We start from the raw sequence: 23948 nt of genomic DNA, 5'->3' as shown, positions 1-23948 counted from the left end.
CTAAAACCGAAAGCCCCTCAACTCAAAAACAGGAAAAGATCATGTTCAAGCCTATGGCCCTGGCCGCTGCTGTCCTTACCGCTTTCAGCCTGAACGCCTTCGCGGCGAAAACCGAGTTGACGGTGTACACCGCCCTCGAAGCCGAACAACTGAAGACCTACAAAGACGCCTTCGAAAAGGCCAACCCGGACGTCGAGATCAAGTGGGTGCGCGACTCCACCGGTATCATCACTGCCAAACTGCTGGCCGAAAAAGCTCGCCCGCAGGCTGACGCCGTCTGGGGCCTGGCCGCGTCGAGTCTGGCGATCCTCGATCAGCAAGGCATGCTGCAAAGCTACGCGCCGAAGGACTTGGGCAAAATCGGCAGCAACTACCGCGACGCCGCCAACCCGCCGGCCTGGGTCGGCATGGACGTCTGGGCTGCGACCATTTGTTTCAACACTGTCGAAGCCGAAAAGCAGGGCTTGAGCAAACCCGTGAGCTGGCAGGACCTGACCAAGCCTGAGTACAAAGGCAAGATTGTCATGCCTAACCCGGCCTCGTCCGGCACCGGTTTCCTCGACGTCAGCGCCTGGCTGCAAACCTTTGGCGAGAAGCAGGGCTGGGCCTACATGGACGACTTGCATCAGAACATCGGCCAGTACGTTCACTCCGGCTCCAAGCCCTGCAAACTCGCGGCCTCGGGTGAATTTCCGATCGGCATTTCCTTTGAATACCCGGCGGTCCAGCTGAAACGCCAGGGCGCCCCGCTGGACATCATCCTGCCGAAAGAAGGCCTGGGCTGGGAGATCGAAGCGACGGCTGTGATCAAGGGCACACCGCACGAAGAGGCGGCGAAAAAACTGGCGGACTTCTCTTCCAGCGAGGCGGCGATGGAGCTTTATAAAGAAAACTTCGCGGTGCTCGCGCAGCCAGGTATCGCCAAGCCGCAGACCGAATTGCCAGCGGATTATGAGCAGCGTTTGATCAAGAACGACTTCGCCTGGGCGTCGAAGAATCGCGATGAAATCCTGACCGAGTGGCGCAAGCGCTATGACGGCAAGTCCGAGAAAGTGGCTGCCAAGTAACATCTTCATCGGCTGACAGAGCCCCTCGCGAAGGGGCCCTGGGTTCAGGACAAAACCCCATGACACAACACAACGACATGCTGATCGTCGGCGCGGGCATTCTTGGACTGTCCCATGCCTACGCTGCCGCCAAGCGAGGCCTCAAGGTCACCGTTTTCGAGCGCAGCGAAACGCCTTTGGGCGCCTCGGTACGCAACTTCGGCCAGGCACTGGTCACGGGTCAACCACCGGGCCTTATGCTTGAACTGGCCAAGGCTAGCCGCGAGGTCTGGGGCCAATGGGCACAATTCGCCGGCCTGCAACTCAAGCGCAACGGCTCGTACCTGTTTGCCCGCACCGAAGCCGAAGAGCACCTGCTGGAAGCCTTCTGCGCCGGTCGCGCCGTGGAACACGGTTACCGTGTCGACCTGCTGCGCGGCGCCGCATTGCGTGATTTGTATGGCGGCCAATTCAGCCATCACCGCGCCGCATTGCACGGGATGGACGATCAGCAACTGTATTCCCGTGAAGCCATTCCCGCGCTGATTGACTACCTGCGCCGCGAACTCGGCGTCGCGTTTCACTTCTCCACTCTGGTGCGAGACATCGAGCCTGGGCGCTTGTACAGCACCGCAGGATCCTTCTGCGCCGAGCAGATCGTCGTCTGTTCCGGCCACGATTATCAGACGCTACTGGCCGAGCCGATCGCCGAACTCAACCCGCAAATCTGCCGCCTGCAAATGCTTCGCGCTCGACCGCAAATCAACCTCAACCTGCAACATGCGTTGCTCACCGGTTTGAGTGGCGTGCACTACGGCGCCTTCGCCGATCTGCCAGAGGCCGCCGCCGTACAGGCGCAAATTCTGCGGGCCGTGCCGCACCTGCATGAAAACGGCATTCACCTGCTGATCAGCCCGACGCCTTACGGTGAGTTGATCATCGGCGACTCCCACCATTACGGCAGCGATCCGTCGCCGTTCAATGCCGAGCAAGTGGACAACTGGATGATTGAGCTCGCGGAACACACCTTGGGTTGCAAGGTGCAAGTGGTCGAACGCTGGCAGGGCGTCTATGGTTCACGGGGGCCGGGGCCGTTTTCGTTCTTGCGTCCGATGCAGGGTGTGAGCGTGGCGCTGATGCACGCGGGTGTCGGCATGAGCGTCGGGCCGGCGATGGCTGAGCGTAACGTAGCAACGTTGTTGGGAGAGCGTTGATGGACCGCAATGAGCAAGTGATCGCCGAGGTGTTCGCGCTGTACGAGCGCTTTGGTGACAGCGATTACATCGGCGAGCCGGTGTCGCAGATCGAGCACATGTCCCAGGCCGCTGAACGGGCTATGGCTGAAGGCTTTGATGATGAAGTGGTGTTGGCTGCGTTCTTCCACGACATCGGCCATATCTGTACCGAGAGCGCCGAAAACATGGGTGGGTTCGGCGTGGTCAGTCACGAGCGGCTGGGCGCGGATTATTTACGCCGCGCAGGTTTCAGCGAGCGCATGGCGCGGCTTGTGGAATACCACGTTCAGGCCAAGCGCTACCTGACGCTCAAAGAGCCCGGGTACTACGGGCGCTTGAGTGAAGCCAGCCGCCGGACCCTGGAATATCAGGGTGGTGTGATGACCGCGGAAGAGGCTGAAGCTTTCGAGCAGGATCCGTTGTGTGCGGTCAGTTTGCGCATGCGCCAGTGGGATGAGTTGGCGAAGGAGATGGCGGTGCCGGTGATGGATCTTGGTCTCTTGAAAGCAAAGGCGTTGCGCGTGTTGGCTGCATGATCGTTCCCACGCCGATCAGAACGTGGGAACGATCAATTCAGAGTTGCTGCGCCAGCACTTCGATCTGATCCTGCCTTTGCGCCTGATTCAACTTCGGATGAGGATTAAGCAACGACCACTGCGGATGCGCCCGAGCCTTGTTCAGTGCCTCGGGCAGTTTGCCTTCGCGCCAGGATTTGTCCTGGGGCGTGGCCACTTGAATGCTGTCCATCGCCGCATGCCCACGCGCATTGAGCGCTTGCAGCAGTTGCCGCTGGCGTAATGCCAATAGCCGCAGCACGCTGTCATTGATGGTCAGCTCTCGCTGGCCTTTGATCTTGCCCAGCAAGCGGCTGCCATAACTGCGGGCGGTTTGCAGGGCGCCGCCGGCAATTGCGCCGACGAGCGCCGTTGCGCCAAGGGTCAGTCCGCCCACCAACAGATCGACTCCGGCGCCTGCTGCCGCGCCGGCCGCGATACCGCCACCAAGCCGCACACCCAGCTGTTTCAGGGTTTCCGGGTTGAACAGGTCATCGCCCCAGCGGCCATCGAGCAGAGGCAGGTCACTGGCCGCCGCGTCCTGTGGACGGAAGGCATAGAGCGTGAGCAGCGCTTCGACGCAGCGTTGTTCCCGTTGTCGAACCGCCTTGCGCAATTCGCTGATGGCTTGCTGTTCTTGCTCGTCATCACTGACCACGCTACGCCGACACGCCGCGCAGTCGATCAATAATTCGGCAATCAGCCGCGCCGCACTCTGTTGACGAGCCAGGCGTTGCGCTTGCTGATCGGCGATCAGGCGCTCCAGTTGTGGGCGGGCGCTTTCCAGCAACAGCGCGAGGCTTTCATAGAGTCGACGTTCGCCATCCTCAGGCGGTGCGACGCTGTCGAAGCGGACCAGTGCGTGCAAGCCCAAACGCGCCAATGCCTCGCGCCAATCCGGTTCGCGGTGGTCGGCGCTGCTCACGAAGTTCAGCACCGGCAGCAACGGTTTGCCGCAGCTGGCCAGCACTTCCAGTTCGTCGCGGTATTTGGCCAGCACCGGTTCCCGGGCATCGATCACGTAGAGACCGGCGTCGCAGGTCAGCAGTTGCCGCAGCACCTTGGCTTCCTGTTCGAAACGCTGCCGGGCTTCGCTGCCTTCAAGAAATCGCACAAGACGCGCCGGGCCGTCCAGGCGTTCACCCGGTCGTTCCAGACGTTCGAGGTAGTCGAGCAGAGCGATGGCGTCTTCCAGGCCTGGCGTGTCGAAGAGGTCGAGCAACGGCTCGCCATCCACCGACAACCGCGCGCCTTCGACGTGTCGTGTGGTGCTGGGACGGTGAGACACCTCACCGAAACCGACATCGCGGGTCAGGGTGCGCAGCAACGAGGTTTTGCCGACGTTGGTGTGGCCGACCACTGCGAGCTTCAAGGGCGGGTTCCTGGGGTTAGTCATGACCGGTCTCCAGCCAGTTCAACGGCGCGCAATCGGCGAACGGCAGGTCCAACTGCCGCAGCGCCACGTGCCAGTCGCCCAGCCTTTGGGCATCCAGCGCTTCGCCCGGCGGTGCTTGCAGCAACCAGACGCGGGTGGTGCTGGCGCTACGAGCCAGTTCGGCGATCAGTGCCAGACTGCCGCGGTCCGGCGAACGTCGCGGATCGCAAGCGATGGCCAGGCGGGCTGGGGGAAAGCGGCTCAGCTGCTCGAGGAGTTTGTGTCGCGATTGGCGACTGTCGAGGATGCCAGCGTTGCTCACGGAGCTGGGCAGTGGCGGCGGCCAGGGGCGTTGATCGTCCAGCTCGATGGCTACCAATAACGCGCCATCGCTTGGCAGTTCGCTGACACCGCTTTCAATACGATGCAATTGCTCTGGCGCAGCGTCGCTGACGCCCAGGCGTTCACTGGTCGGCATCAGCCGTTCGCGCAGTTGGGCGTAACCGGGCAGGTTCAAATCCAGACGCAATGCCGCGTGCCCGGTTTTCCAGCGCCACAGGCAGAACAGCGCCAGCAACAGGCGCGGCAAAACACCGTAGACCACCAGCACGCCGACCAGCCATGTTGCCCAGGCCTGACGGGCGCTTTCGATGTTAAGCGCGGCATCGCCGCTGGCGCGGATCATCTCTACGGTCGGTACGTTGAAACCAAGCATGGCCGGCAGGGCGCCGAGGGCCTGGGTCATGGCGACGAAGGTGTCGCCGCCCAGGAGCGTGGTTTCCCAGACGAAGCCGTAACGCCGGGTCGCCATCAGCATCAACAGCATCAACAGCGCGCTGAGCATCGCCAGCAACCACAGGCTATTGACCAGCACGCCGACCGCCCAGCGATTGAGTTTTTGTCGTTGCAGCAAGAGCAGCAGGGCCGGGGCCAGTTGCGCGGCTTTGGCATCGCGAGCGAGTTTTTCGCTGAGCCATAACCATAAGCGGCCGAGGGTCGCGCCGTGGTCGCCAGCGAAGACCAGGCCCAACGCCCAGCTCAACAATAGAATCAGGTTCAGTCCGAGCAAACTGCCCAAGGCCCAGAACACATTCACCGGAGTGTGTCCGTCACCCAGCGCGGCAAACGCCAGGCCGGCGCCGCTGGCGACGGCGAGAACAGTCAGCACCAGCAGTGCCAGCCGCGCACCTTGCAGCCAATGCTTGAGGGCGCTGGTCAGTCCATCGCGGTCGGCCAGCCACAGGGCACGGCGTTGAATGCGTGTCGGCAGATCACCGCCCGCGCTGCGGGCCAGTCGGTTGGCTTCCAGATCATCCAGTGGGCCGGCGTGTTCTTCACGCAGGCGCACCGTCTCGGTCAGCCAGAGGTTTTGCAGTGGGGTCAGTTCAGACACGCGGCATCCCGTCGCTCAATTGAACGGTGAGCATAACCGCTGTGGCGCTTATCGGGGTACGGGAGGCTCTGGTATCCTCGTCGGCATGACTAAATCACTCCCCCTTAGCCTGATCGCAGCCCTCGGTGAAAACCGTGTGATCGGCGTCGATAACAGCATGCCCTGGCACTTGCCGGGGGACTTCAAATACTTCAAGGCGACCACCCTGGGCAAGCCGATCATCATGGGTCGCAAGACCTGGGATTCTCTCGGTCGTCCGTTGTCGGGCCGGTTGAACATCGTGGTCAGCCGTCAGGCGGAACTGCAACTGGAAGGCGCTGAGGTTTATCCCTCGCTTGAAGCGGCGGTGGTTCGGGCGCAGGAATGGGCGAACGAGCAGGGCGTCGATGAGCTGATGCTGATTGGCGGGGCGCAGTTGTATGCGCAAGGGATGGCACAGGCTGATCGGCTGTATTTGACGCGCGTAGCGCTGAGCCCGGAAGGGGATGCGTGGTTTCCGGCGTTTGATTTGAACGCGTGGACGTTGGTGTCGGATGTTCCGAATCCAGCAGAAGGTGACAAGCCCGCGTACACCTTCGAGGTGTGGGAGCGCACATAGATCGTGAACCAACGCCCCGTAAGCCTAACGCCTTGATATCTATTGAATTAATACAAAAAACATCTGAATGCTGTCGTTTTTGGAATAGGTGGGTGTCGCTGAAAGAGATGCGGCTGGCGCAATAGGCACGTTAACGGTCGCAGGTGGGCGAGGAATGTCATATTAATTTGATAGCGTCGATCTCTTTGAATCATGGTCTTTTAATAAGGGAAGCATGCCGATGAAGCTCGCACCGAAATTTCTGGTCGCTGCACTCTGCTTGGGCCTTGCCGGCCAGGTATTCGCCACGGACTTGAAGCATTGGCCAGCCGATCAGGCCAAGGCACTGGACGCAATGATCGCCGCCAATGCCAACAAAGGTAACTACGCGGTGTTCGACATGGACAACACCAGTTACCGCTACGACCTCGAAGAGTCGTTGCTGCCGTTCATGGAAAACAAGGGCCTGATCACCCGCGAAAAACTCGACCCCTCCCTGAAACTGATGCCGTTCAAAGACACTGCCGACCACAAGGAAAGCCTGTTCAGCTACTACTATCGCCTCTGCGAAGTCGACGACATGGTTTGCTACCCATGGGTCGCTCAAGTGTTCTCCGGTTTCACGCTCCAGGAGCTCAAAGGTTACGTCGATGAGTTGATGGCGTCCGGTAAACCGGTGCCGGCGACTTATTACGAAGGCGACGTGGTCAAGAAGCTCGACGTCAATCCGCCGAAAATATTCACTGGCCAGAAAGAGCTGTACAACAAGCTGATGGAGAACGGCATCGAGGTCTACGTGATGACCGCCGCCTCCGAGGAACTGGTGCGCATGGTCGCCGCCGATCCGAAGTACGGCTACAACGTCAAACCGCAGAACGTGATCGGCGTGAGCTTGTTGCTCAAGGATCCGAAGACCGGCGAGCTGACCACGGCGCGCAAGCAGATCACTGCGGGCAAGTATGACGAGAAGGCCAACCTCAGCCTCGAATTGACCCCGTACCTGTGGACTCCGGCGACCTGGATGGCCGGCAAGCACGCGGCGATCCTGACTTACATCGATGAGTGGAAAAAACCGGTATTGGTGGGCGGCGATACGCCGACCAGTGACGGTTACATGCTGTTCCACGATGTCGACGTGGCGAAGGGCGGCATCCACTTGTGGGTCAACCGCAAAGACAAATACATGACCCAGATTAACGGCATGATGGCCAAGCACGCCGCAGCTCAGGCCAAGGAAGGGTTGCAGGTCACGGCGGACAAGAACTGGGTGATCGTGAAGCCAGAAGAAATTCAGTAAACGCAACGAACGGCAGAAAAATGCCCCGCACTTGGCGGGGCATTTTTTTGTTCAACGGTTAAGCATCACAGTCCGTCGAGCATTGCCTTGTTACGCACGGCACCCTTGTCGGCGCTGGTCGCCAACAGCGCGTAGGCCTTCAGTGCGGTGGTCACCTTGCGTGGACGTTTTTCCACAGGTTTCCAACCTTTTTGATCCTGCTCGGCACGACGGCCGGCCATTTCTTCGTCACTGATCAACAGGTTGATCGAGCGGTTCGGAATGTCGATCAGCACTTTGTCGCCATCCTGCACCAAGCCAATCGCGCCGCCCGCTGCTGCTTCTGGCGAAGCGTGGCCGATGGACAGGCCCGAGGTACCGCCGGAGAAACGGCCATCGGTGAGCAGGGCGCAAGCTTTGCCCAGGCCTTTGGATTTCAGGTAGGACGTCGGGTACAGCATTTCCTGCATGCCCGGGCCGCCTTTCGGGCCTTCGTAACGAATGATCACGATGTCGCCGGCCTTCACTTCGTCAGCGAGGATGCCGCGTACGGCGCTGTCCTGGCTTTCGAAGATCTTCGCGTTGCCTTCGAAGACGTGGATCGACTCGTCGACACCGGCGGTTTTCACCACGCAGCCGTCCAGCGCGATGTTGCCGTAGAGAACGGCCAGGCCGCCTTCTTTCGAGTAAGCGTGTTCGACGCTGCGGATGCAGCCGTTTTCACGGTCGTCGTCCAGGGTTTCCCAGCGGGTCGACTGGCTGAACGCGGTTTGCGTCGGGATGCCCCCAGGGCCAGCCTTGAAGAAGTGATGCACTGCTTCGTCGTTGGTCTGGGTGATGTCCCACTTGGCGATGCCTTCAGCCAGGGTTTTGCTGTGCACGGTCGGCAGGTCGGTGTGCAGCAGACCGCCACGGGCCAGCGAGCCGAGGATGCTGAAGATCCCGCCGGCGCGGTGCACGTCTTCCATGTGGTACTTCTGGATGTTCGGCGCAACTTTGCACAGTTGCGGCACGTGGCGGGAGAGACGATCGATGTCGTGCAGGTCGAAATCGATCTCGGCTTCCTGGGCCGCGGCCAGTAAATGCAGGATGGTGTTGGTGGAACCGCCCATCGCGATGTCCAGCGTCATGGCGTTTTCGAACGCCTTGAAGTTGGCGATGTTGCGCGGCAATACCGACTCATCGTTGTCGCCGTAGTAACGCTTGCACAGCTCGACGATGGTGCGGCCGGCCTGCAGGAACAGCTGTTCGCGGTCGCTGTGGGTCGCGAGGGTCGAACCGTTGCCCGGCAATGCCAGACCAAGGGCTTCGACCAGGCAGTTCATCGAGTTGGCGGTGAACATGCCGGAGCACGAACCGCAGGTCGGGCAGGCGCTGCGCTCGTACTCAGCGACTTTCTCGTCAGAAGCGCTGGAGTCGGCGGCGATCACCATGGCGTCGACGAGGTCGAGACCGTGGCTGGCCAGTTTGGTCTTGCCGGCTTCCATCGGGCCGCCGGAAACGAAGATCACCGGGATGTTCAGGCGCAGGGCGGCCATCAGCATGCCAGGGGTAATCTTGTCGCAGTTGGAGATGCAGACGATGGCGTCGGCACAGTGGGCGTTAACCATGTACTCGACGGAGTCGGCGATGATCTCGCGGCTCGGCAGCGAATACAGCATGCCGTCGTGGCCCATGGCGATGCCGTCATCCACGGCAATAGTGTTGAATTCTTTGGCTACACCGCCGGCGCGTTCGATTTCGCGGGCGACCAGTTGGCCCAGGTCCTTGAGGTGGACGTGGCCCGGTACGAACTGGGTGAAGGAGTTGGAAATGGCGATGATCGGCTTTTTGAAATCGTCATCTTTCATCCCCGTTGCGCGCCACAGTGCGCGGGCGCCGGCCATATTGCGGCCATGGGTGGATGTTTTTGAGCGGTAATCAGGCATGAAGCACTCCGGGCGGCTAATCAGGTATCAAAAGGGAAGTGAGCTTCTATTGACGTCTGGAACACTCAGAAATGGCCGTGTGTCCGGAAGTTGCCGATAACTTTGCGGGATCGCCGCGCGCATCAGCTTGAGCTCATAAACCCGCCGGGGGATGACTGGCGATGAATGTCGCGATTCTACACGGCTGGCGTCAGGAGGGAATGCCGGAAGATGTTGAACCGACGCTGACTGGGTGTGCGGGATGACGGCCGGCGGTTATCCCCCTCGATTCAGTGCCAGCTGCCGACGTGTGATCAGTGTGATGAAGGAAACGCCGGTAGTGCTCAGGACGAGGAAGCTCAGTGCCAGGGTCGTTTGCGGGTGGGCCGCGCTCAGGGTGATCAGGGCGCTGATTAGCCCCCCGAAGATGAAGATCAGCGTGTTCCCGGCCGACGCCGAGGTCCCGGCCATGTCCGGGAACACTTCCATTGCTTTGGAAGTGGCAACAGGGCGAGCGATGGTCGTGCCGGCGGTGCAAATAATCATCGGGATCAGCACCGTCGGGGTAGAAAGCCCCAGCAGGTTTGAGAGTAAGAGCATCACCAGCCCCGAAATAAAGATCAGGCCCAGGCCGACGACGATCTGTGTATTGGGTGCGATCCGCCCAGCGAGGACTCGAGCGACAATGCCGCCGATGATGTAGGCCACGCCATACAACAGCAGTGTCAGGGAAAACGCGTAGGGCGAAAGCTGCAACTGCTCCATGAAGATCAGGGGCGAGATGACAATGAAGGAAAAGTGGCAGGTGAAGGCGATTGCGGCGATCAGCCAATAGCCAAGGAAACCAGCATCGCGACACACGCGCCGGTAGGACTGAATAATGCTTCGGCGCGGGGTTGTGGCGGTGTGCCGGTTTTCAAGAAAGAAGCAGGCCTTGAGGAACACGGCGGCGGCGAGGGCAATAAAGACAATGAAGCTTGCTGGCCAGTCCAGTGCCTGTTGCAACAGAGTGCCAGCCAGTGGCGAGACGGAAATGAAGATCCCGCTGGCGGTGACCATCAGAATCCGCAGTTGATCCCGCTCCTTGCCGTCGAACAGGTCCTGGACCAACGCCTGCGAGAGCACGAAGCAACCGCAGCCGATGGCCTGCACCACCCGGAACGTCAGGAACCAGGCGTAGTCGGTGGACAGCACGCAACCCGTCGCACCGACAATCGAGACCGCCATTCCCGCCAGCAGCAGACTTTTGCGCCCGATGACATCCGAGAGCGGCCCGACCAGTAGTTGGGAAAGTGCTATCCCGATGGCAAACAGGCTGATGGAAAACGCGATGTCGGCTGGCGTGGTCCGGAAGTGTTCGGCCAGCGCCGGGAACGATGGCAGCAGGACATCCAGAGGGAAGACCCCGAGCATTACCATGGTCATCAATAGGATGATTGCAGCGCGGCGGTGTTTGACACTGACCGCAGATTTTCCTTCATCCATCGATAAGTCCTGCCTGTGCGAAGAACTGCTGGTTAAAACGCAGGTCGAAAAAGCCTGCCTTTTCCATTGCCTGTAGCGTCGCGCCTGCACCTGATCGGGCGCGCTGAAGGCAGGCTTGCGGGCCGGTAAGGGCGCTGAGGATTTCTGCGACGCAACTCTCCCCGAGGCCCACGCTGTTCAGGCTTTCCTTCAGCCATCGCTCATCGACCTCAAAGAACATCAGGATGATGTCGACCAGCAGCTTCGCGGCGAACGTGCGCTGGCTGCTGTTCAGGGTCAGCCATAGGTAATGGAACACTTCGCAAAAATAACGACTGTGTCGGGCCTCGTCGGTGAGGTGATCCCTGAGCATTTCCTGGACGCTGGATACCAGCTCGTTGCGACAAACCTCGAGCAGTTCCCTGGCGATGATGGTCTCGGACACGAAGCCGACGAGAAACCAGGCCAGCGCCTTATGCCTGTCCGGTGCGTGCTCAAGCAGGGCGTTCAGTCGTGTAATGCGGTGCGGCATCACCGGGCGTTGGGTCATGCCGTAGAGGTCGGCGATTTGCTCGGCGAGACTATTGGAGAACAGCGCGTGATACCCCTCATCGGTATAGAGCTGGAGGGCGGCGGTTTTCATGCGTCGGGGGATGGGCGCGCCGAGCTCATCGTGGACGATGGTTTCCACGGAGCGGTTGACGATCCGATGTTCGAGCCGGGTGGTGTAGTCGAGGAAATACACCAGATGGTTGGCTGATAATCGATGGGTGATCGCGCTGCCGGCTGCTTCGATCGCCGGGTGATTCAGGTAGGGCAGGAAGGCCGGGGGGAACCAGTGTCGTGTTTCCAGTTGCTGTTCCAGATCTGATGGCAATTGATAGGTGTGCTCGCTGGTTCGTACCGAGGCGCGGGTGTTCCAGTCGCCGAGGGTGAAGCGCTGCGCCCAAGCGTCGGACAGTGACGGGTCGTCTGTGCGGGGCTCGGTCATTGTTGTGAGCCTCGGCTGCTTAACAGTGCTTTCAATTCCTTGCACATCACTTGTCCGTCACTCTGGCCGCAGCCCACAAAGAACAACGCTTGTTCGGCGCTGTCCTCGATCCCCAGCAACGTTTCGACCTGATCGTCCGCTAACGCACCGGTCAGCCAGGTGCTTAATCCCAGTGCGGTGGCCACCAGTTGAAAGGTCTGGGAAATATGACCGGCCTCGACGTAAGCCATTCGGTACGCGCGCGAGTGTTCATATTTCCACCACAGTTTGTCGAAGCGAGCAGTGATGAACAGGCCGACTGGCAGGTTGTTGATGAAATGCTGCCCGCACAACAACTGGCCCAAGGGTGAGTCAGGCGCCGGACTGACGAAGCTCAAAGCATGTTCGTCGGGGTGGTAGGCGTAGAGCCCGGGATTCAGGCCGCTAACGTTCTGAACATGAAGAAAACCTTCGCAGGCATTCAGCCCGCCACCGGATGGACTGCTACGCCGGGCGCCGAGACCTTCGGCGATGGTTTCGTCGATGTCGCTATCGCGCTCACGCAGATAGCCAAGGGACAAATACAAAAGAGTGCCCACATCGTCGAGAGAAACCTCTTTCCCCGTGAAGGCGCGACAGGTTTTTCGGTCGATCAACGTCTTTGCAAGTGCGCTTTGCGGCAGACAGCAAGGTTGGGGCAGGGCAATCCGTTCGCGTGTCAGGCGTTCTGTGAGTCTGACCTGCGGGGCAGGAGTGGCCAGTACTTCGGCGCAATGGTCCAGATAGTGTCTCGATCATTCATTAATATCGTGGGGGACATATTCACAAGGAATGTTCTTGGTGCCGATATGAAATATCTTCGACAGTTCATCCCAGCCCCATTCAAGGGCAGCGTGTATTGAAAGTGTGAGTATTCCCGCATTCAGGAGTTGGGCGTCTATTAGGTTGTTTTCATCAAACTTTTCAGGGTTGTCGATAAGGTGTGCGAGACGGGTTGAATATTCAAGGTTCAGTTCGAACTGTTTGTGGTTCTTGTAATCCCAGACTATTTGTTCGGGCGAACGAGGCAGTATGAATATATAAGGGTTTATCTGCATAGCTGGCGACTCACTCTGGTCTTTGCCATAGAAAACGCTGGGTAGCCGGCACTCCCCAGCGTTTCATTTACTTAGCGGGCTTTTGGCGCAACCAGAAAAGCCAGGTTAGCGATTTTGTTGGTTTCCAGAGTAATTGCTTTCATGTTTTGAACTCCTTGTAATTGATAGTGAGTGTCACTCCTTTGTGACGACTTAATCATAGTTTGTAATGAGTTCTTATCAAGGGGGAATTGGGTAGGAATGTTCCAGTAATTTTGTCGGATCAATCTTCGGGCAGGATGAGTCTTGTAAGTTCTGTCCGCCAAAATAAAAGACAAAGCGAAACGTCCTGCAAGTCATGAAGACCGCTGGAGTAGGAAGGTGGAGAGTTCAATAACAGATAATAGAATGGGGAGCCGACTGGCTCCCCGTCAAACCAGCGCAATCAGCTGTTTGGCAGCAGACGGCAGGTGATGCTCTTGATGTAGCGGGTTTCGGCGATGGCCGGGTGAACCGGGTGATCCGGGCCCTGGCCGCCACGCTCCAGCATCTGGATGTTGCGGTCCAGGTGACGGGCGCTGGTCAGCAGGATGTTCTGCAGATCGTCTTCCGGCAGGTGCATCGAGCACGAAGCACTGACCAGGATGCCATCCTTGCTGAGCAGGCGCATGGCTTGCTCGTTCAGGCGACGGTAGGCGCCTTCACCGTTTTTCATGTCTTTCTTGCGTTTGATGAACGCCGGAGGGTCGGCAACGATCACGTCGAAGCGCTCTTCGCTGGCTTTCAGTTCTTTCAAGGCTTCGAACACGTCACCTTCAATGCAGGTCATCTTGTCAGCGAAACCGTTCAGCGCGGCGTTGCGCTCGACGCCGTCGAGGGCGAAGGCCGATGCGTCGACGCAGAACACTTCACTGGCGCCGAACGCAGCCGCTTGCACGCCCCAGCCACCGATGTAGCTGTACAGGTCCAGCACGCGTTTGCCTTTGGCGTAAGGTGCCAGACGCGCGCGGTTCATGCGGTGGTCGTAGAACCAGCCGGTTTTCTGTCCCTGGATGACGGGTGCTTCGAATTTCACGCCGTTTTCTTCCAGGGCAACCCACTCCGGCACCAGGCCGAACACGGTTTCGACGTAGCGGTTGAGGCCTTCGGCATCACGGGCCGCGGAGTCGTTCTTGAACAGAATGCCGCTAGGCTTGATCACTTGGGTCAGCGCTGCGATCACGTCTTCTTTATGGGCTTCCATGGTGGCCGAAGCGATCTGTACCACCAGGATGTCGCCGAAACGGTCGACTACCAGACCTGGCAGCAGGTCGGAATCGCCGTAGACCAGGCGATAGAACGGCTTGTCAAACAGGCGATCGCGCAGGGACAGTGCGACGTTCAGGCGATGCACCAGCAGCGACTTGTCCAGCGGCAACTTGATGTCGCGCGACAAGAGGCGTGCGCAGATCAGGTTGTTCGGGCTCATGGCAACGATACCCAGCGGCTTGCCGCTGGCCGCTTCGAGGATCGCCTGGTCGCCGGCCTTGAAACCGTGCAAAGGCGTAGCGGCTACATCGATTTCGTTGCTATAGACCCACAAGTGGCCGTTTCGCAGGCGACGGTCGGCGTTGGCTTTGAGGCGCAGGCTAGGCAGGGACATGACGTCGCTCCGGAAAAAAGAGCGGAAGTATAGCGTGTTGCGCAAGGCCACGGTTTGGCGGATGGACATGCGGTGAGGAAGGCCCGGGCATTTGATGAAACTTCAGGCGATGTGCTGGCCGAGGTGTCGGATCCAACTTTATAAGGGTTAGAATCGCCGCCTGTCCCCGAGTGTGTACTTATGTCCCCAGAGCTGACTTCCGAACAGATTAAACAGTCCCTGCAAGGCATCAGCGTGCCGGCCCAGCCGCAAATCATGGTGGATTTGCAGATGGAACAGTACATGCCCGATCCGGATCTGGAGGTGATCGCGAAGCTGATCTCCCAGGACCCGGGCCTCTCTGGCGCCTTGTTGAAAATCGTCAACTCGCCGTATTACGGCTTGAGCAACAAGATCGCCTCGATTCAACGTGCAGTGAACCTGTTGGGCAGCCGCTCGATCATCAACCTGATCAACGCGCAGTCGATCAAGGGCGAGATGAACGACGACACCATCGTCACCTTGAATCGTTTCTGGGACACCGCTCAGGACGTGGCGATGACCTGCCTGACCCTGGCCAAACGCATTGGCGCCCAGGCCGGCGATGAGGCGTACGCTCTGGGTCTGTTCCATGACTGCGGCGTGCCGCTGATGCTCCAGCGCTTCCCCAACTACATGACTGTTCTGGAAGAGGCCTACGCCAGTGCCAGCGCCGAATGCCGGGTGGTGGACACTGAGAATCGGGTGTTCAATACCAATCATGCGGTGGTGGGTTATTACACCGCCAAATCCTGGCGCCTGCCCGAGCATGTCACCGCCGCCATCGCCAATCACCACAATGCGTTGGCGATCTTCAGCGATGAGTCGTCGCGCAACAGCCAGCTGAAAAACCTGCTGGCGATCCTGAAGATGGCCGAGCACATTTGTGCGTCTTTCCGGGTGCTGGGCAACCAGCGTGATGACCACGAGTGGAACAGCATTGCACCGCTGGTTCTCGACTACGTCGGGCTCTCGGACTACGACTTCGAGACCCTCAAACAAACGATTCGTGACCTTGGCGCTCATCGCTGAGCGTTGCACAGCCTGATTCGAGAGCACCATGCCGGAACTGCCTGAAGTCGAAACCACCCGCCGCGGAATTGCGCCACACCTGGAAGGCCAGCGCGTCAGCCGGGTGATCGTGCGTGAGCGGCGCCTGCGCTGGCCTATTCCCGAAGACCTGGATGTGCGGCTGTCTGGTCAGCGCATCGTGCTGGTGGAGCGACGCGCGAAGTACCTGCTGATCAATGCCGAAGTCGGCACGCTGATCAGCCATTTGGGGATGTCGGGAAATCTGCGTCTGGTGGAAGTCGGCACGCCGGTGGCCAAGCATGAGCATGTGGACATCGAACTGGAATCCGGTCTGGCCCTGCGTTACACCGACCCACGACGATTTGGTTCGATGCTCTGGAGCCTTGACCCACTCAACCATGAATTGTTGATTCGCCTGGGGCCGGAGCCGTTGACCGACCTGTTCGACGGCGAGCGCTTGTTCCAGCAATCGCGCGGGCGATCCATGGCGGTCAAACCGTTCATCATGGACAACGCGGTGGTGGTCGGCGTGGGCAATATCTACGCAACCGAAGCGTTGTTCGCCGCCGGTATCGACCCGCGTCGCGAGGCCAAGAGCATCTCTCGAGGGCGTTATCTGAAACTGGCGATCGAGATCAAACGCATCCTGGCGGCCGCTATCGAGCGCGGCGGCACTACACTGCGCGACTTTATCGGCGGTGACGGTCAGCCGGGTTATTTCCAGCAGGAACTGTTCGTGTACGGCCGTGGCGGTGCGCCTTGCAAGGTCTGTGGCACGGAGTTGCGGGAAGTGAAACTCGGGCAGCGCGCCAGCGTCTTTTGCCCGCGCTGTCAGAGCTGAAACGCCTAGGCTCTATTGTCGGTGTGCTGACTGCCTGGCCCAAAGACTGCGCCATGAACCTGTTTCGAACCGTTGTCGTCGTTTTGCTGCTGAGCGCCAAACGAATCAAGCCTTACCGGTAATGATCCGGTACTTCACCATCAACTGCTCTTCAGTCTCCGGATGCGCCTCGTCCAGTGGAATGCAATCCACCGGGCACACTTGCTGGCACTGAGGTTCGTCGTAGTGGCCGACGCACTGGGTGCACAGGTTCGGGTCGATCACGTAGATCTCTTCGCCCTGGGAGATGGCGGCGTTCGGGCACTCGGGTTCGCAGACGTCGCAGTTGATGCAATCGTCGGTGATAATCAGGGACATGCTAACTCCAGCCAGGGCGCAGGGCCCGGGCGCAATAAACCAATGCGCACAATTGTGCCGCATTGGCGCCCGCAGTGCACGCGGGCGCCGCTTGAGCGGTTGTTACTTCTTGAAGCGTTCGGTCAGGGCATCCGCCACAGCTGGGTGAACGAATTTGGTGATATCACCGCCCAGGGCTGCGATTTCACGCACCAGCGTCGAGGAAATGTACGAATAACGCTCGGACGGGGTAAGAAACAGACTTTCCACATCCGGCGCCAACTGACGGTTCATGTTGGCCAGCTGGAACTCGTATTCGAAGTCCGACACCGCACGCAAACCACGCAGGAAAACGTTAGCGTTCTTCTCTTTGGCGAAGTGCGCCAGCAGCGTCGAGAAGCCGACGACCTCAACGTTGGGCAGATGTTTAGTGACCTCGCGGGCCAGCGCCACACGCTGTTCCAGGGGAAACAACGGGTTTTTCTTCGGGCTGGCGGCAACGGCGATGATCACATGATCGAACAGGCGCGCGGCGCGTTCGACCAGATCGCCATGGCCCTTGGTAATAGGGTCGAAGGTACCTGGGTACAACACTCGGTTCATCGCGTCGTCCTGGCGGGAGTCCGTTGGGGAGTCGGATGGTATCGCAGCCTTCCCGGTCGGCCAAGTCGCCTTTTGGGTAACAAAGCACTATAGGCGATCGGAATATTCTCCATTTTCATGGGTTTTTCAAACGTTCGGCCAAAGAAGTTGCCAGCTGCGCCGTCAGCCCGTAGACCGACAATTGCGGGTTTGCGCCAATGCTGGTGGGGAACAGCGAGCCGTCATGAATCGACAGATTGCCTAACTGATGATGCCGGCCGAGGCTGTCGGTCACGGCGTTTTTCGGGTCTTCACCCATGGCACAACCGCCCATCACATGGGCGCTGCCCAGGCGTGTGCGATACAGCTCAAGGCTCAGGCCGTCGATCAGCGTGCGCGCTTCGGCCAGGGTTTTCACGTAGCGAGCGTCGGCGTGCAGGGGCATTACCGCATTGGCACCGCCGGCGAACTGGACCTCGGCCATGCTGTGGAACGCGCGACGCAATCCGTCCCAGGCATAGGGTGAAACCTGATAGTCGAGCACCGGCGTGCCGTCACCGCGCAACTCGACGTTGCCGCCGGGGCTGTCCGGGTGAAAGCCGTCCCGCAGCAACGCCAACATGGCGTGGGTGTGGGGCAGGCTTTCCATGTGTTGGGCGTTTTCCTTGCCAAAACCGCCGAGCAGGGTCGTGGCCAGTGCCGGGTGCAGCGGCGGCACTTCGAGTTTGTAAGACATTTTTCCGGTGGTGCCGTCCTGCCATTGGAAATGGTCGGAATAGATCGACTGTGGTGCGCCATAAAACGGGTTGATCACCTCGTCGAACAGCCCGGCCGACATGCTCACCAGGTGTAGAAAAGTCCTTTTACCCAGCCGTTTGTGCGGATCGGGCGCCTCGGAGCGCATGAGCAGCGCCGGGCTGTTGATCCCGCCGCCGGCTAGCACATAATGCCGCGCCTTGACCGTGATCGTGTGTCCGGTAGGTGCGACGCAGCGGTCGTCCATCGCTACGCAGTGCACACCTGTGACGGTGTCGCCGCTGATCAAGAGCTTTTCGGCGCGAGCCAGATAGAGCAACTCGCCCCCTTTTTCCAGGGTCGCCGGGATGGTCGTCACCAGCATCGATTGCTTGGCGTTGGTCGGGCAACCCATGCCGCAATACCCAAGGTTCCAACAGCCACGCACGTTGCGCGGGATCACATGCCAGGCGTAGCCGAGTTTTTCGCAGCCTTTGCGGATCACGTCGTTGTTGGCGTTGGGCGGGATCATCCAGGGGGCGACGCCCAGGCGTTGCTCCATTTTCTCGAACCACGGCGCCATCTCGGCCGGCGCGTGGCCTTTGACGTCGTGTTCTTTGGCCCAGTGGTCAAGGGTCGGCTCCGGCGTGCGAAAACTTGAAGTCCAATTGATCAGCGTGGTGCCGCCCACGGCCCGGCCCTGAAGGATGGTGATCGCGCCGTCCTTGCTCATGCGGCCGATCCCTTCCTGATAGAGGCTGGTGTAGGCCTGGTCTTCGAGCATCTTGAAGTCGCTGCTGGTCTTGAGCGGGCCTTCCTCAATCAGCAATACCTTGTAGCCCGCGGCGCTGAGGATTTCGGCGGTGGTGCCACCGCCCGCGCCACTGCCGATAATCGCCACGTCCGCTTCGAGGGTCAGGTCTTGGGTCAGTTGTGAACCGTTATAGGTTTTCCAGCCACGGGCAAGGCCTTCAAGGAACGGATCGGGTACGGGCATCTTCAGGATCTCTTATTGTTTTGGATTCGTTGGTGACGCGGCTGACGCCTTCGCGGGCAAACCACGGTTTCAGACCGTGGGCGGTCCGGGGTACCCGCAATGCGCCCACGATTGCGAGCGGCTGTACCACGCCATCATCACCAGTTTCAGCAGCGAGCTGTGACCCATGCGCAGCAGACTTAACGAGCTGTTTTCCCAGCGATCGAGAAAGTGCCGGATATCGTCGGCACGGGCGTTTTCCCAACGGCCCCAGATCCCGGTCAGTGGTCCGCGGGTGATGCTCATTCCCAACACATCGAATAACTGTTGGGTCAGCTTGAGCATTTCCGGCGACAGGTGATTCAGACCGTTATCCAGGCTGTGCAGGGTTTCACCGACAGACGTCGGCATTGTTTCGACGGCCACAGCGCCGTCGAGCATCACCGGAATCAGTGCCCGCAAAAACAGCAAGTCACCGCTGCGCAGAATCGCGAAACCGCTGGCCGGCAGGCTCGATGAGCAGCCGCTGAGGCTCGCTCCCAAACCGGCGGTGGCGAGAAAAGCGCTGGCACCCAGGCTGAATTTAAGCAATCCGCGCCGTGACAGCGCGGGTGTATCGGACAGGCTTGGGCTCATTCTTGTTATTACCCGAAGGGGATGATTGTTAGCGGATAAACAGCTTCTGAATCAGCTTCTGAATGGATTTTCCGTACGGCGGATAGATCAGTTTCGCCGCATTGAACCGCTGTTTGATCAGCACACCTTTGGCTTTACTGAAGGTCAGAAAACCTTCATGGCCGTGATAATGGCCCATGCCCGAGGCACCGATACCGCCGAAGGGCATGTCGTCCTGAGCGACGTGCAGCAGGGTGTCGTTCAGGCAAACGCCGCCGGAATGGGTTTCGTGAAGTACGCGGTGTTGCTCTCGCTTGTCGTAGCCGAAGTAGTACAAGGCCAGCGGACGGGGGCGTTGGTTGATGTAGGCAAAGGCCTGATCCAGATCCTTATAGGGAACGATCGGCAACAGCGGGCCGAAGATTTCGTCCTGCATCACCATCATGTCGTTGCTGACGTTGAGCAGCAGGCTGTGATTCATGCGCCGCCCCTGGCCCTGGTCGAACAGCGGAATCAGCAGCGCGCCCTTGCTGGTGGCGTCGCTGATGTAACCATTGAGGCGCGACAGTTGTCGGTCATTGATGATCGCTGTGTAGTCCGGGTTGTCAGTCAAGGTCGGATAAAACCCGCGAACCGCCTGGCGATAGGCTTCGACGAACGCTCCGACGCGATCTTCCGGCACCAGCACATAGTCCGGGGCCACGCAGGTCTGTCCGGCGTTGAGCGTCTTGCCGAAGGCGATGCGTTCGGCAGCATCCTTGAGCGGCACGTCGCGGGACACAATGGCCGGGGATTTACCGCCAAGTTCGAGGGTCACCGGGGTCAGGTTTTCGGCCGCCGCACGCATCACGTGTTTGCCGATGCTGGTGGCGCCGGTGAACAGCAAGTGATCGAAACGCAATCGGGAGAACGCTACGCCGATATCGGCTTCGCCCAGTACCACGCAGACCAGGTCCTGCGGGAAGATTCGGCCCAGCAATTCCTTGAGCAACACACTGGTGGCAGGGGTCGATTCGCTGAGCTTGAGCATCACCCGATTGCCTGCCGACAACGCGCCTACCAATGGGCCGATGGCCAGATACAGCGGATAGTTCCACGGCACGATTACCCCGACCACCCCCAACGGTTGATAAACGACTTTGGCCGCCGCGGGTTGAAAGGCAATCCCGACCTTGCGCTTCGACGCCTTCATCCAACCTTTGAGGTGCTGACTGGCGTAGTGAATGCCGTGCAGACTGGGCATCAGTTCGGCGAGCAGGGTTTCATCGGCGCTGCGATGGCTGAAATCCTGGCTGATGGCATCGATCAATGCCTGACGCTCATTGCTCAATAGATCGCGCAGGGCTTTTAGCCATTGCAGGCGCTGGGCGGCGGGTGGCATCGGGTTGGCGGCATACGCCGCGCGCTGGGTGTCGAACAGGGTCTGGAGCTCTTCCAGGGGCTGCTGAAGGTTCTGCAGGTAGGCGATGTCAGCCGTCATGGTCGGTTCCGGATTTATTGTAATCAAGGACTTTTTAGAGTCTATGCTCTAGAAAGTCAAATGACATCCTGGCGCAGCTTTGTTTTATCCGCTCGCGGATAGGTCGTAAGATGCCGGTCAACGCACTTTGAATTAAAGCCCAAGCCATGGCCCCTCGGATCAAAACCAGCGAGCGCATCGTGCAGAACAGCCTGGAGCTGTTCAATCAGCAGGGTGAGCGCAGCATCAGCACCAACCACATTGCTGCCCACATGGAAATTTCCCCGGGCAACCTGTACTACCACTTCCCCAACAAGCAGGCGATCATCGCCGTGCTGTTCAGTGAGTACGAAAGCCTGGTGGACAGCTTCCTGCGCCCGCCCCAGGGGCGGGCCGCCACGGTCGAAGACAAGCGCTTCTACCTTCAGGAATTGCTGTCCGCCATGTGGCGCTACCGGTTTTTGCACCGCGATCTGGAGCACTTGCTCGACAGCGATCCGGAGTTGGCTGCCCGTTACCGACGCTTTTCCCAACGCTGTCTGATCCATGGCACGCACATCTATGCGGGCTTCGTCGAGGCGGGCATCCTGCAAATGGACAAGGTTCAGATCGAATCCCTGACGCTCAATGCCTGGATCATCCTGACGTCCTGGGTGCGTTTTCTGTGCACCACGCGTGAAAATTCCAATCACCTGAGCGAACAGGCCATTAAACGGGGGGTGTATCAAGTGCTGGTGCTGGAGGCCGGTTTTGTCACGGATCGGTCTCGCGACGCGGTGAATGCGCTGTTCGAGGAGTTTTACGTGCCGCTGGCCCAAGCGCTTGAAGAAGTGGGATAGAAAGTCCAGTAGGATCAAGCGTCGCCCAATCACAGGAGCCCGTTATGCCCATTGCGCAACTGATCAGCCCGCACGCGTTGGACCTGAAAAAGGAGCAGCCGGGGCTGGTGATTCTGGATTGTCGTTTTGCCCTCGAAGACCCGGATTACGGTCAGCGCAGTTATGCCGAAGGGCATATCGCCGGGTCGAGCTTTGCCGATCTTGAGCGTGATTTAAGCGGAACAGTGGTCAAGGGTGTGACGGGGCGCCATCCGTTGCCTGAACCTGAACAGTTGATCGAGCGTCTGCAAGCCTGGGGCGTTAACGCCGACAGCGATGTGATTTTGTACGACGACGGTCCGGGTGCGTACGCGGCGCGGGCCTGGTGGTTGCTGGCCTGGCTGGGCAAATGTGACGGTGTGTTCATTTTGGACGGCGGGCTCAAGGCCTGGCACGCGGCCGGTTTGCCCCTGAGTCTTGATGCGCCGCAGGTTGAACGCGGCACCTTCACAGGGACGCCGGACAACGCGCTGATCTTGAGTGCCGAACAGCTCCAGAAACGTCTCGGCCAACCCGCGCTGACCTTGCTCGATGCCCGCGGCTTGCCGCGTTTCAAGGGCGAAGTAGAACCGATCGACCCGGTTGCCGGGCACATCCCTGGTGCGCAATGTGCGGCGTTCACCGACAACCTGAGCAGCGACGGGCGTTTTCTGCCGGCGGATCAGCTCAAACAACGCTTTGCTGCGAAGCTCGGCGATCGTTCGCCGGCCGATCTGGTGGCGTACTGCGGTTCTGGCGTAACGGCCTGTCACAACCTGTTCGCGCTGTGCCTGGCGGGTTATCCGTTGGGATCGTTGTATGCCGGGTCGTGGAGCGAGTGGATCAACGATCCTGCGCATGGCATCGCCATCGGCGAGTAATCCCCAATCTAAAAGTGGAAGCGGGCGTGCTCGCAACCCATTACTCGCGCCCCACGGCGGTCAGCCACTGCGGGATGCGCCGTTCCAGGTAGTAACCCGGTTGCCTGAACGAGCCATCGACGAAGCCGACATGCCCACCCTTGGTCTGTAACTCGAATTGAGTGCAGGCGGACAATTCGTCGGCTTGCGGCAGGCTATGAGGAAAGACAAACGGGTCATCGGCCGCTTGAATGATTAGGGTCGGTGTACGAATCTCGCCGAGGAAATAGCGACTCGACGCGCGGCGATAGTAATCCTCGGCATCGGCAAAGCCGTGCAGCGGCGCCGTGACCCGGCCATCGAAATCCCAGAACGTGCGCATGTTCTCCAGCGAGCCCAGCGCGGTCAATGCCGCCAGTCCATCCTCGCGTCCGTCATGCAGGAATTGTCGCTGCTTGTTCTTGATGTAGGCCACCATCTCGCGCATGAAATGCGCTTGATAAACCTTGGAGAAACCCTGGCCGATACGGTCGGCGCATTGGTCGAGACGAAACGGCACCGACACCGCCACCGCGCCGACCACGCCACTATTACTGCCGGATTCGCCCAAGTGCTTGAGCAAGACATTGCCACCCAGGGAATAGCCGACTGCATACAACGGCGCGAGCGGTCGTTGAGCCTTCAGGTGTTTGATGGCTTCGGCCAGGTCTTCACTGGCGCCGGAATGGTAACTGCGCGCCAACAGATTCGGTTCGCCCGAACAACCGCGCCAGTTCAGCGCGACGCTGGCCCAGCCTTGGGCGCCCAGTACTTTCTGCACCCCGGCCACGTAAGGCGAATTTGAAGAACCGGTCAGGCCGTGCAATACCAGCACCAATGGTGCATCGGCGCTGTGCGGGCCGTGCCAGTCGAGATCGAGAAAGTCGCCATCCTCAAGCCACAAGCGTTCGCGTTGGCGCTCGATGTGTGTGGTTTTGCGCCACAGTGGTCCCCACAAGGTTTGCAAGTGCGGGTTGCCGAGGCCGAAAGCGGGGGTGAAGCGATCTGGCGGATGGGACACGATGGTTCTCGATGCAGCGGTGCGAGCCTCGCTTGAGGCGCGCACCTTTTTCAGGCCGGTTG

21 protein-coding genes and 1 pseudogene are annotated in these 23948 nt (G+C 59.7%); 9 read left to right on the top strand and 13 right to left on the bottom strand.

All coding sequences use genetic code 11. The features are described from left to right. Nucleotides 1–41: 41 nt before the first annotated feature. From ACXPVS_RS03845 to ACXPVS_RS03835, 3 genes are read left to right on the top strand one after another with little or no spacing between them, the layout of a single operon-like run. Entirely contained in the window at nucleotides 42–1067 is a 1026-nt protein-coding gene (locus ACXPVS_RS03845) for a putative 2-aminoethylphosphonate ABC transporter substrate-binding protein (protein ID WP_458508741.1), read from the top strand. A gap of 59 nt (nucleotides 1068–1126) precedes the next feature. After that, nucleotides 1127–2260, top strand: a complete 1134-nt coding sequence (locus ACXPVS_RS03840) for a TIGR03364 family FAD-dependent oxidoreductase (protein WP_458508740.1) — start codon at nucleotides 1127–1129, stop codon at nucleotides 2258–2260. Then, entirely contained in the window at nucleotides 2260–2817 is a 558-nt protein-coding gene (locus tag ACXPVS_RS03835; protein ID WP_458508739.1) for a phosphonate degradation HD-domain oxygenase, read from the top strand. Before ACXPVS_RS03840 ends, ACXPVS_RS03835 begins: the two co-directional genes overlap by 1 nt. A 37-nt stretch (nucleotides 2818–2854) precedes the next feature. On the opposite strand, the gene ACXPVS_RS03830 is transcribed toward ACXPVS_RS03835, so the two are convergent. Both ACXPVS_RS03830 and ACXPVS_RS03825 read right to left on the bottom strand, forming a co-directional pair. Further along, nucleotides 2855–4231 (bottom strand): GTPase/DUF3482 domain-containing protein, encoded by a 1377-nt coding sequence (locus ACXPVS_RS03830; RefSeq protein WP_458508738.1) that lies wholly within the window; start codon nucleotides 4229–4231, stop codon nucleotides 2855–2857. Beyond that, nucleotides 4224–5603: a DUF2868 domain-containing protein gene (locus ACXPVS_RS03825; RefSeq protein WP_458508737.1), complete on the bottom strand. Its 1380-nt coding sequence runs from the start codon at nucleotides 5601–5603 to the stop codon at nucleotides 4224–4226. The genes ACXPVS_RS03830 and ACXPVS_RS03825 overlap by 8 nt, the downstream gene beginning before the upstream one ends. An 85-nt stretch (nucleotides 5604–5688) precedes the next feature. On the opposite strand from ACXPVS_RS03825, the gene ACXPVS_RS03820 reads away from it, so the two are divergent. Both ACXPVS_RS03820 and ACXPVS_RS03815 read left to right on the top strand, forming a co-directional pair. After that, entirely contained in the window at nucleotides 5689–6201 is a 513-nt protein-coding gene (locus ACXPVS_RS03820) for a dihydrofolate reductase (protein WP_458508736.1), read from the top strand. Between the two features lie 220 nt (nucleotides 6202–6421). Beyond that, nucleotides 6422–7477, top strand: a complete 1056-nt coding sequence (locus ACXPVS_RS03815) for a haloacid dehalogenase-like hydrolase (RefSeq protein WP_458508735.1) — start codon at nucleotides 6422–6424, stop codon at nucleotides 7475–7477. A 65-nt stretch (nucleotides 7478–7542) separates the two neighbouring features. On the opposite strand, the gene ilvD is transcribed toward ACXPVS_RS03815, so the two are convergent. From ilvD to ACXPVS_RS03790, 5 genes and pseudogenes are all read right to left on the bottom strand, one after another. After that, nucleotides 7543–9384: a dihydroxy-acid dehydratase gene (gene ilvD / locus ACXPVS_RS03810; protein ID WP_458508734.1), complete on the bottom strand. Its 1842-nt coding sequence runs from the start codon at nucleotides 9382–9384 to the stop codon at nucleotides 7543–7545. Nucleotides 9385–9639: 255 nt separating this feature from the next. Further along, on the bottom strand, nucleotides 9640–10848 hold the full coding sequence (locus tag ACXPVS_RS03805; protein ID WP_458508733.1) for a multidrug effflux MFS transporter: 1209 nt from the start codon (nucleotides 10846–10848) through the stop codon (nucleotides 9640–9642). Next, nucleotides 10841–11818 (bottom strand): diiron oxygenase, encoded by a 978-nt coding sequence (locus ACXPVS_RS03800; protein WP_458508732.1) that lies wholly within the window; start codon nucleotides 11816–11818, stop codon nucleotides 10841–10843. Before ACXPVS_RS03800 ends, ACXPVS_RS03805 begins: the two co-directional genes overlap by 8 nt. Then, a pseudogene (locus ACXPVS_RS03795) lies at nucleotides 11815–12894 on the bottom strand (SagB family peptide dehydrogenase). Before ACXPVS_RS03795 ends, ACXPVS_RS03800 begins: the two are co-directional and overlap by 4 nt. A gap of 424 nt (nucleotides 12895–13318) precedes the next feature. Beyond that, nucleotides 13319–14515, bottom strand: coding sequence for a class I SAM-dependent rRNA methyltransferase (locus ACXPVS_RS03790; protein WP_033060516.1), 1197 nt, complete (start codon nucleotides 14513–14515; stop codon nucleotides 13319–13321). 234 nt (nucleotides 14516–14749) lie between these two features. Between ACXPVS_RS03790 and ACXPVS_RS03785 the strand changes: the two genes are divergently transcribed. Further along, the gene (locus tag ACXPVS_RS03785) at nucleotides 14750–15565 is read left to right on the top strand and encodes an HDOD domain-containing protein (protein ID WP_161990868.1); all 816 of its coding nucleotides are present in this window, start codon (nucleotides 14750–14752) and stop codon (nucleotides 15563–15565) included. Nucleotides 15566–15593: 28 nt separating this feature from the next. Further along, nucleotides 15594–16406, top strand: a complete 813-nt coding sequence (gene mutM / locus ACXPVS_RS03780; protein ID WP_458508731.1) for a bifunctional DNA-formamidopyrimidine glycosylase/DNA-(apurinic or apyrimidinic site) lyase — start codon at nucleotides 15594–15596, stop codon at nucleotides 16404–16406. Between the two features lie 105 nt (nucleotides 16407–16511). On the opposite strand, the gene ACXPVS_RS03775 is transcribed toward mutM, so the two are convergent. The 5 genes from ACXPVS_RS03775 to ACXPVS_RS03755 all read right to left on the bottom strand — a co-directional run bounded on the left by ACXPVS_RS03775 (nucleotide 16512) and on the right by ACXPVS_RS03755 (nucleotide 21130). Then, nucleotides 16512–16763 (bottom strand): YfhL family 4Fe-4S dicluster ferredoxin, encoded by a 252-nt coding sequence (locus tag ACXPVS_RS03775; protein ID WP_458508730.1) that lies wholly within the window; start codon nucleotides 16761–16763, stop codon nucleotides 16512–16514. A 102-nt stretch (nucleotides 16764–16865) separates the two neighbouring features. Then, nucleotides 16866–17345 (bottom strand): pantetheine-phosphate adenylyltransferase, encoded by a 480-nt coding sequence (coaD, locus tag ACXPVS_RS03770; protein ID WP_074871700.1) that lies wholly within the window; start codon nucleotides 17343–17345, stop codon nucleotides 16866–16868. A 115-nt stretch (nucleotides 17346–17460) separates the two neighbouring features. Continuing rightward, nucleotides 17461–19056 (bottom strand): GMC family oxidoreductase N-terminal domain-containing protein, encoded by a 1596-nt coding sequence (locus ACXPVS_RS03765; RefSeq protein ID WP_458508729.1) that lies wholly within the window; start codon nucleotides 19054–19056, stop codon nucleotides 17461–17463. 69 nt (nucleotides 19057–19125) lie between these two features. Further along, complete coding sequence (locus ACXPVS_RS03760; protein ID WP_458508728.1) at nucleotides 19126–19671, bottom strand: twin-arginine translocation pathway signal protein; 546 nt, start codon at nucleotides 19669–19671, stop codon at nucleotides 19126–19128. A gap of 28 nt (nucleotides 19672–19699) precedes the next feature. Then, a complete protein-coding gene (locus tag ACXPVS_RS03755) occupies nucleotides 19700–21130 on the bottom strand; it encodes a coniferyl aldehyde dehydrogenase (protein ID WP_458508727.1) in 1431 nt (476 codons plus the stop codon). 146 nt (nucleotides 21131–21276) lie between these two features. On the opposite strand from ACXPVS_RS03755, the gene ACXPVS_RS03750 reads away from it, so the two are divergent. After that, nucleotides 21277–21948: a TetR/AcrR family transcriptional regulator gene (locus ACXPVS_RS03750; protein ID WP_458508726.1), complete on the top strand. Its 672-nt coding sequence runs from the start codon at nucleotides 21277–21279 to the stop codon at nucleotides 21946–21948. Nucleotides 21949–21992: 44 nt separating this feature from the next. Beyond that, a complete protein-coding gene (locus ACXPVS_RS03745; RefSeq protein ID WP_458508725.1) occupies nucleotides 21993–22847 on the top strand; it encodes a sulfurtransferase in 855 nt (284 codons plus the stop codon). Between the two features lie 40 nt (nucleotides 22848–22887). On the opposite strand, the gene ACXPVS_RS03740 is transcribed toward ACXPVS_RS03745, so the two are convergent. Further along, nucleotides 22888–23886 carry a hydrolase gene (locus ACXPVS_RS03740; protein WP_458508724.1) on the bottom strand — a complete coding sequence of 333 codons (999 nt, stop codon included), beginning with the start codon at nucleotides 23884–23886 and terminating at the stop codon, nucleotides 22888–22890. Nucleotides 23887–23948: the final 62 nt, after the last annotated feature.

It is taken from the genome of Pseudomonas sp. Ma2-10, from assembly GCF_054330215.1.
The sequence above is the reverse complement of the archived record's forward strand: the minus strand, read 5'-3'. Positions and strand labels throughout refer to the sequence as shown.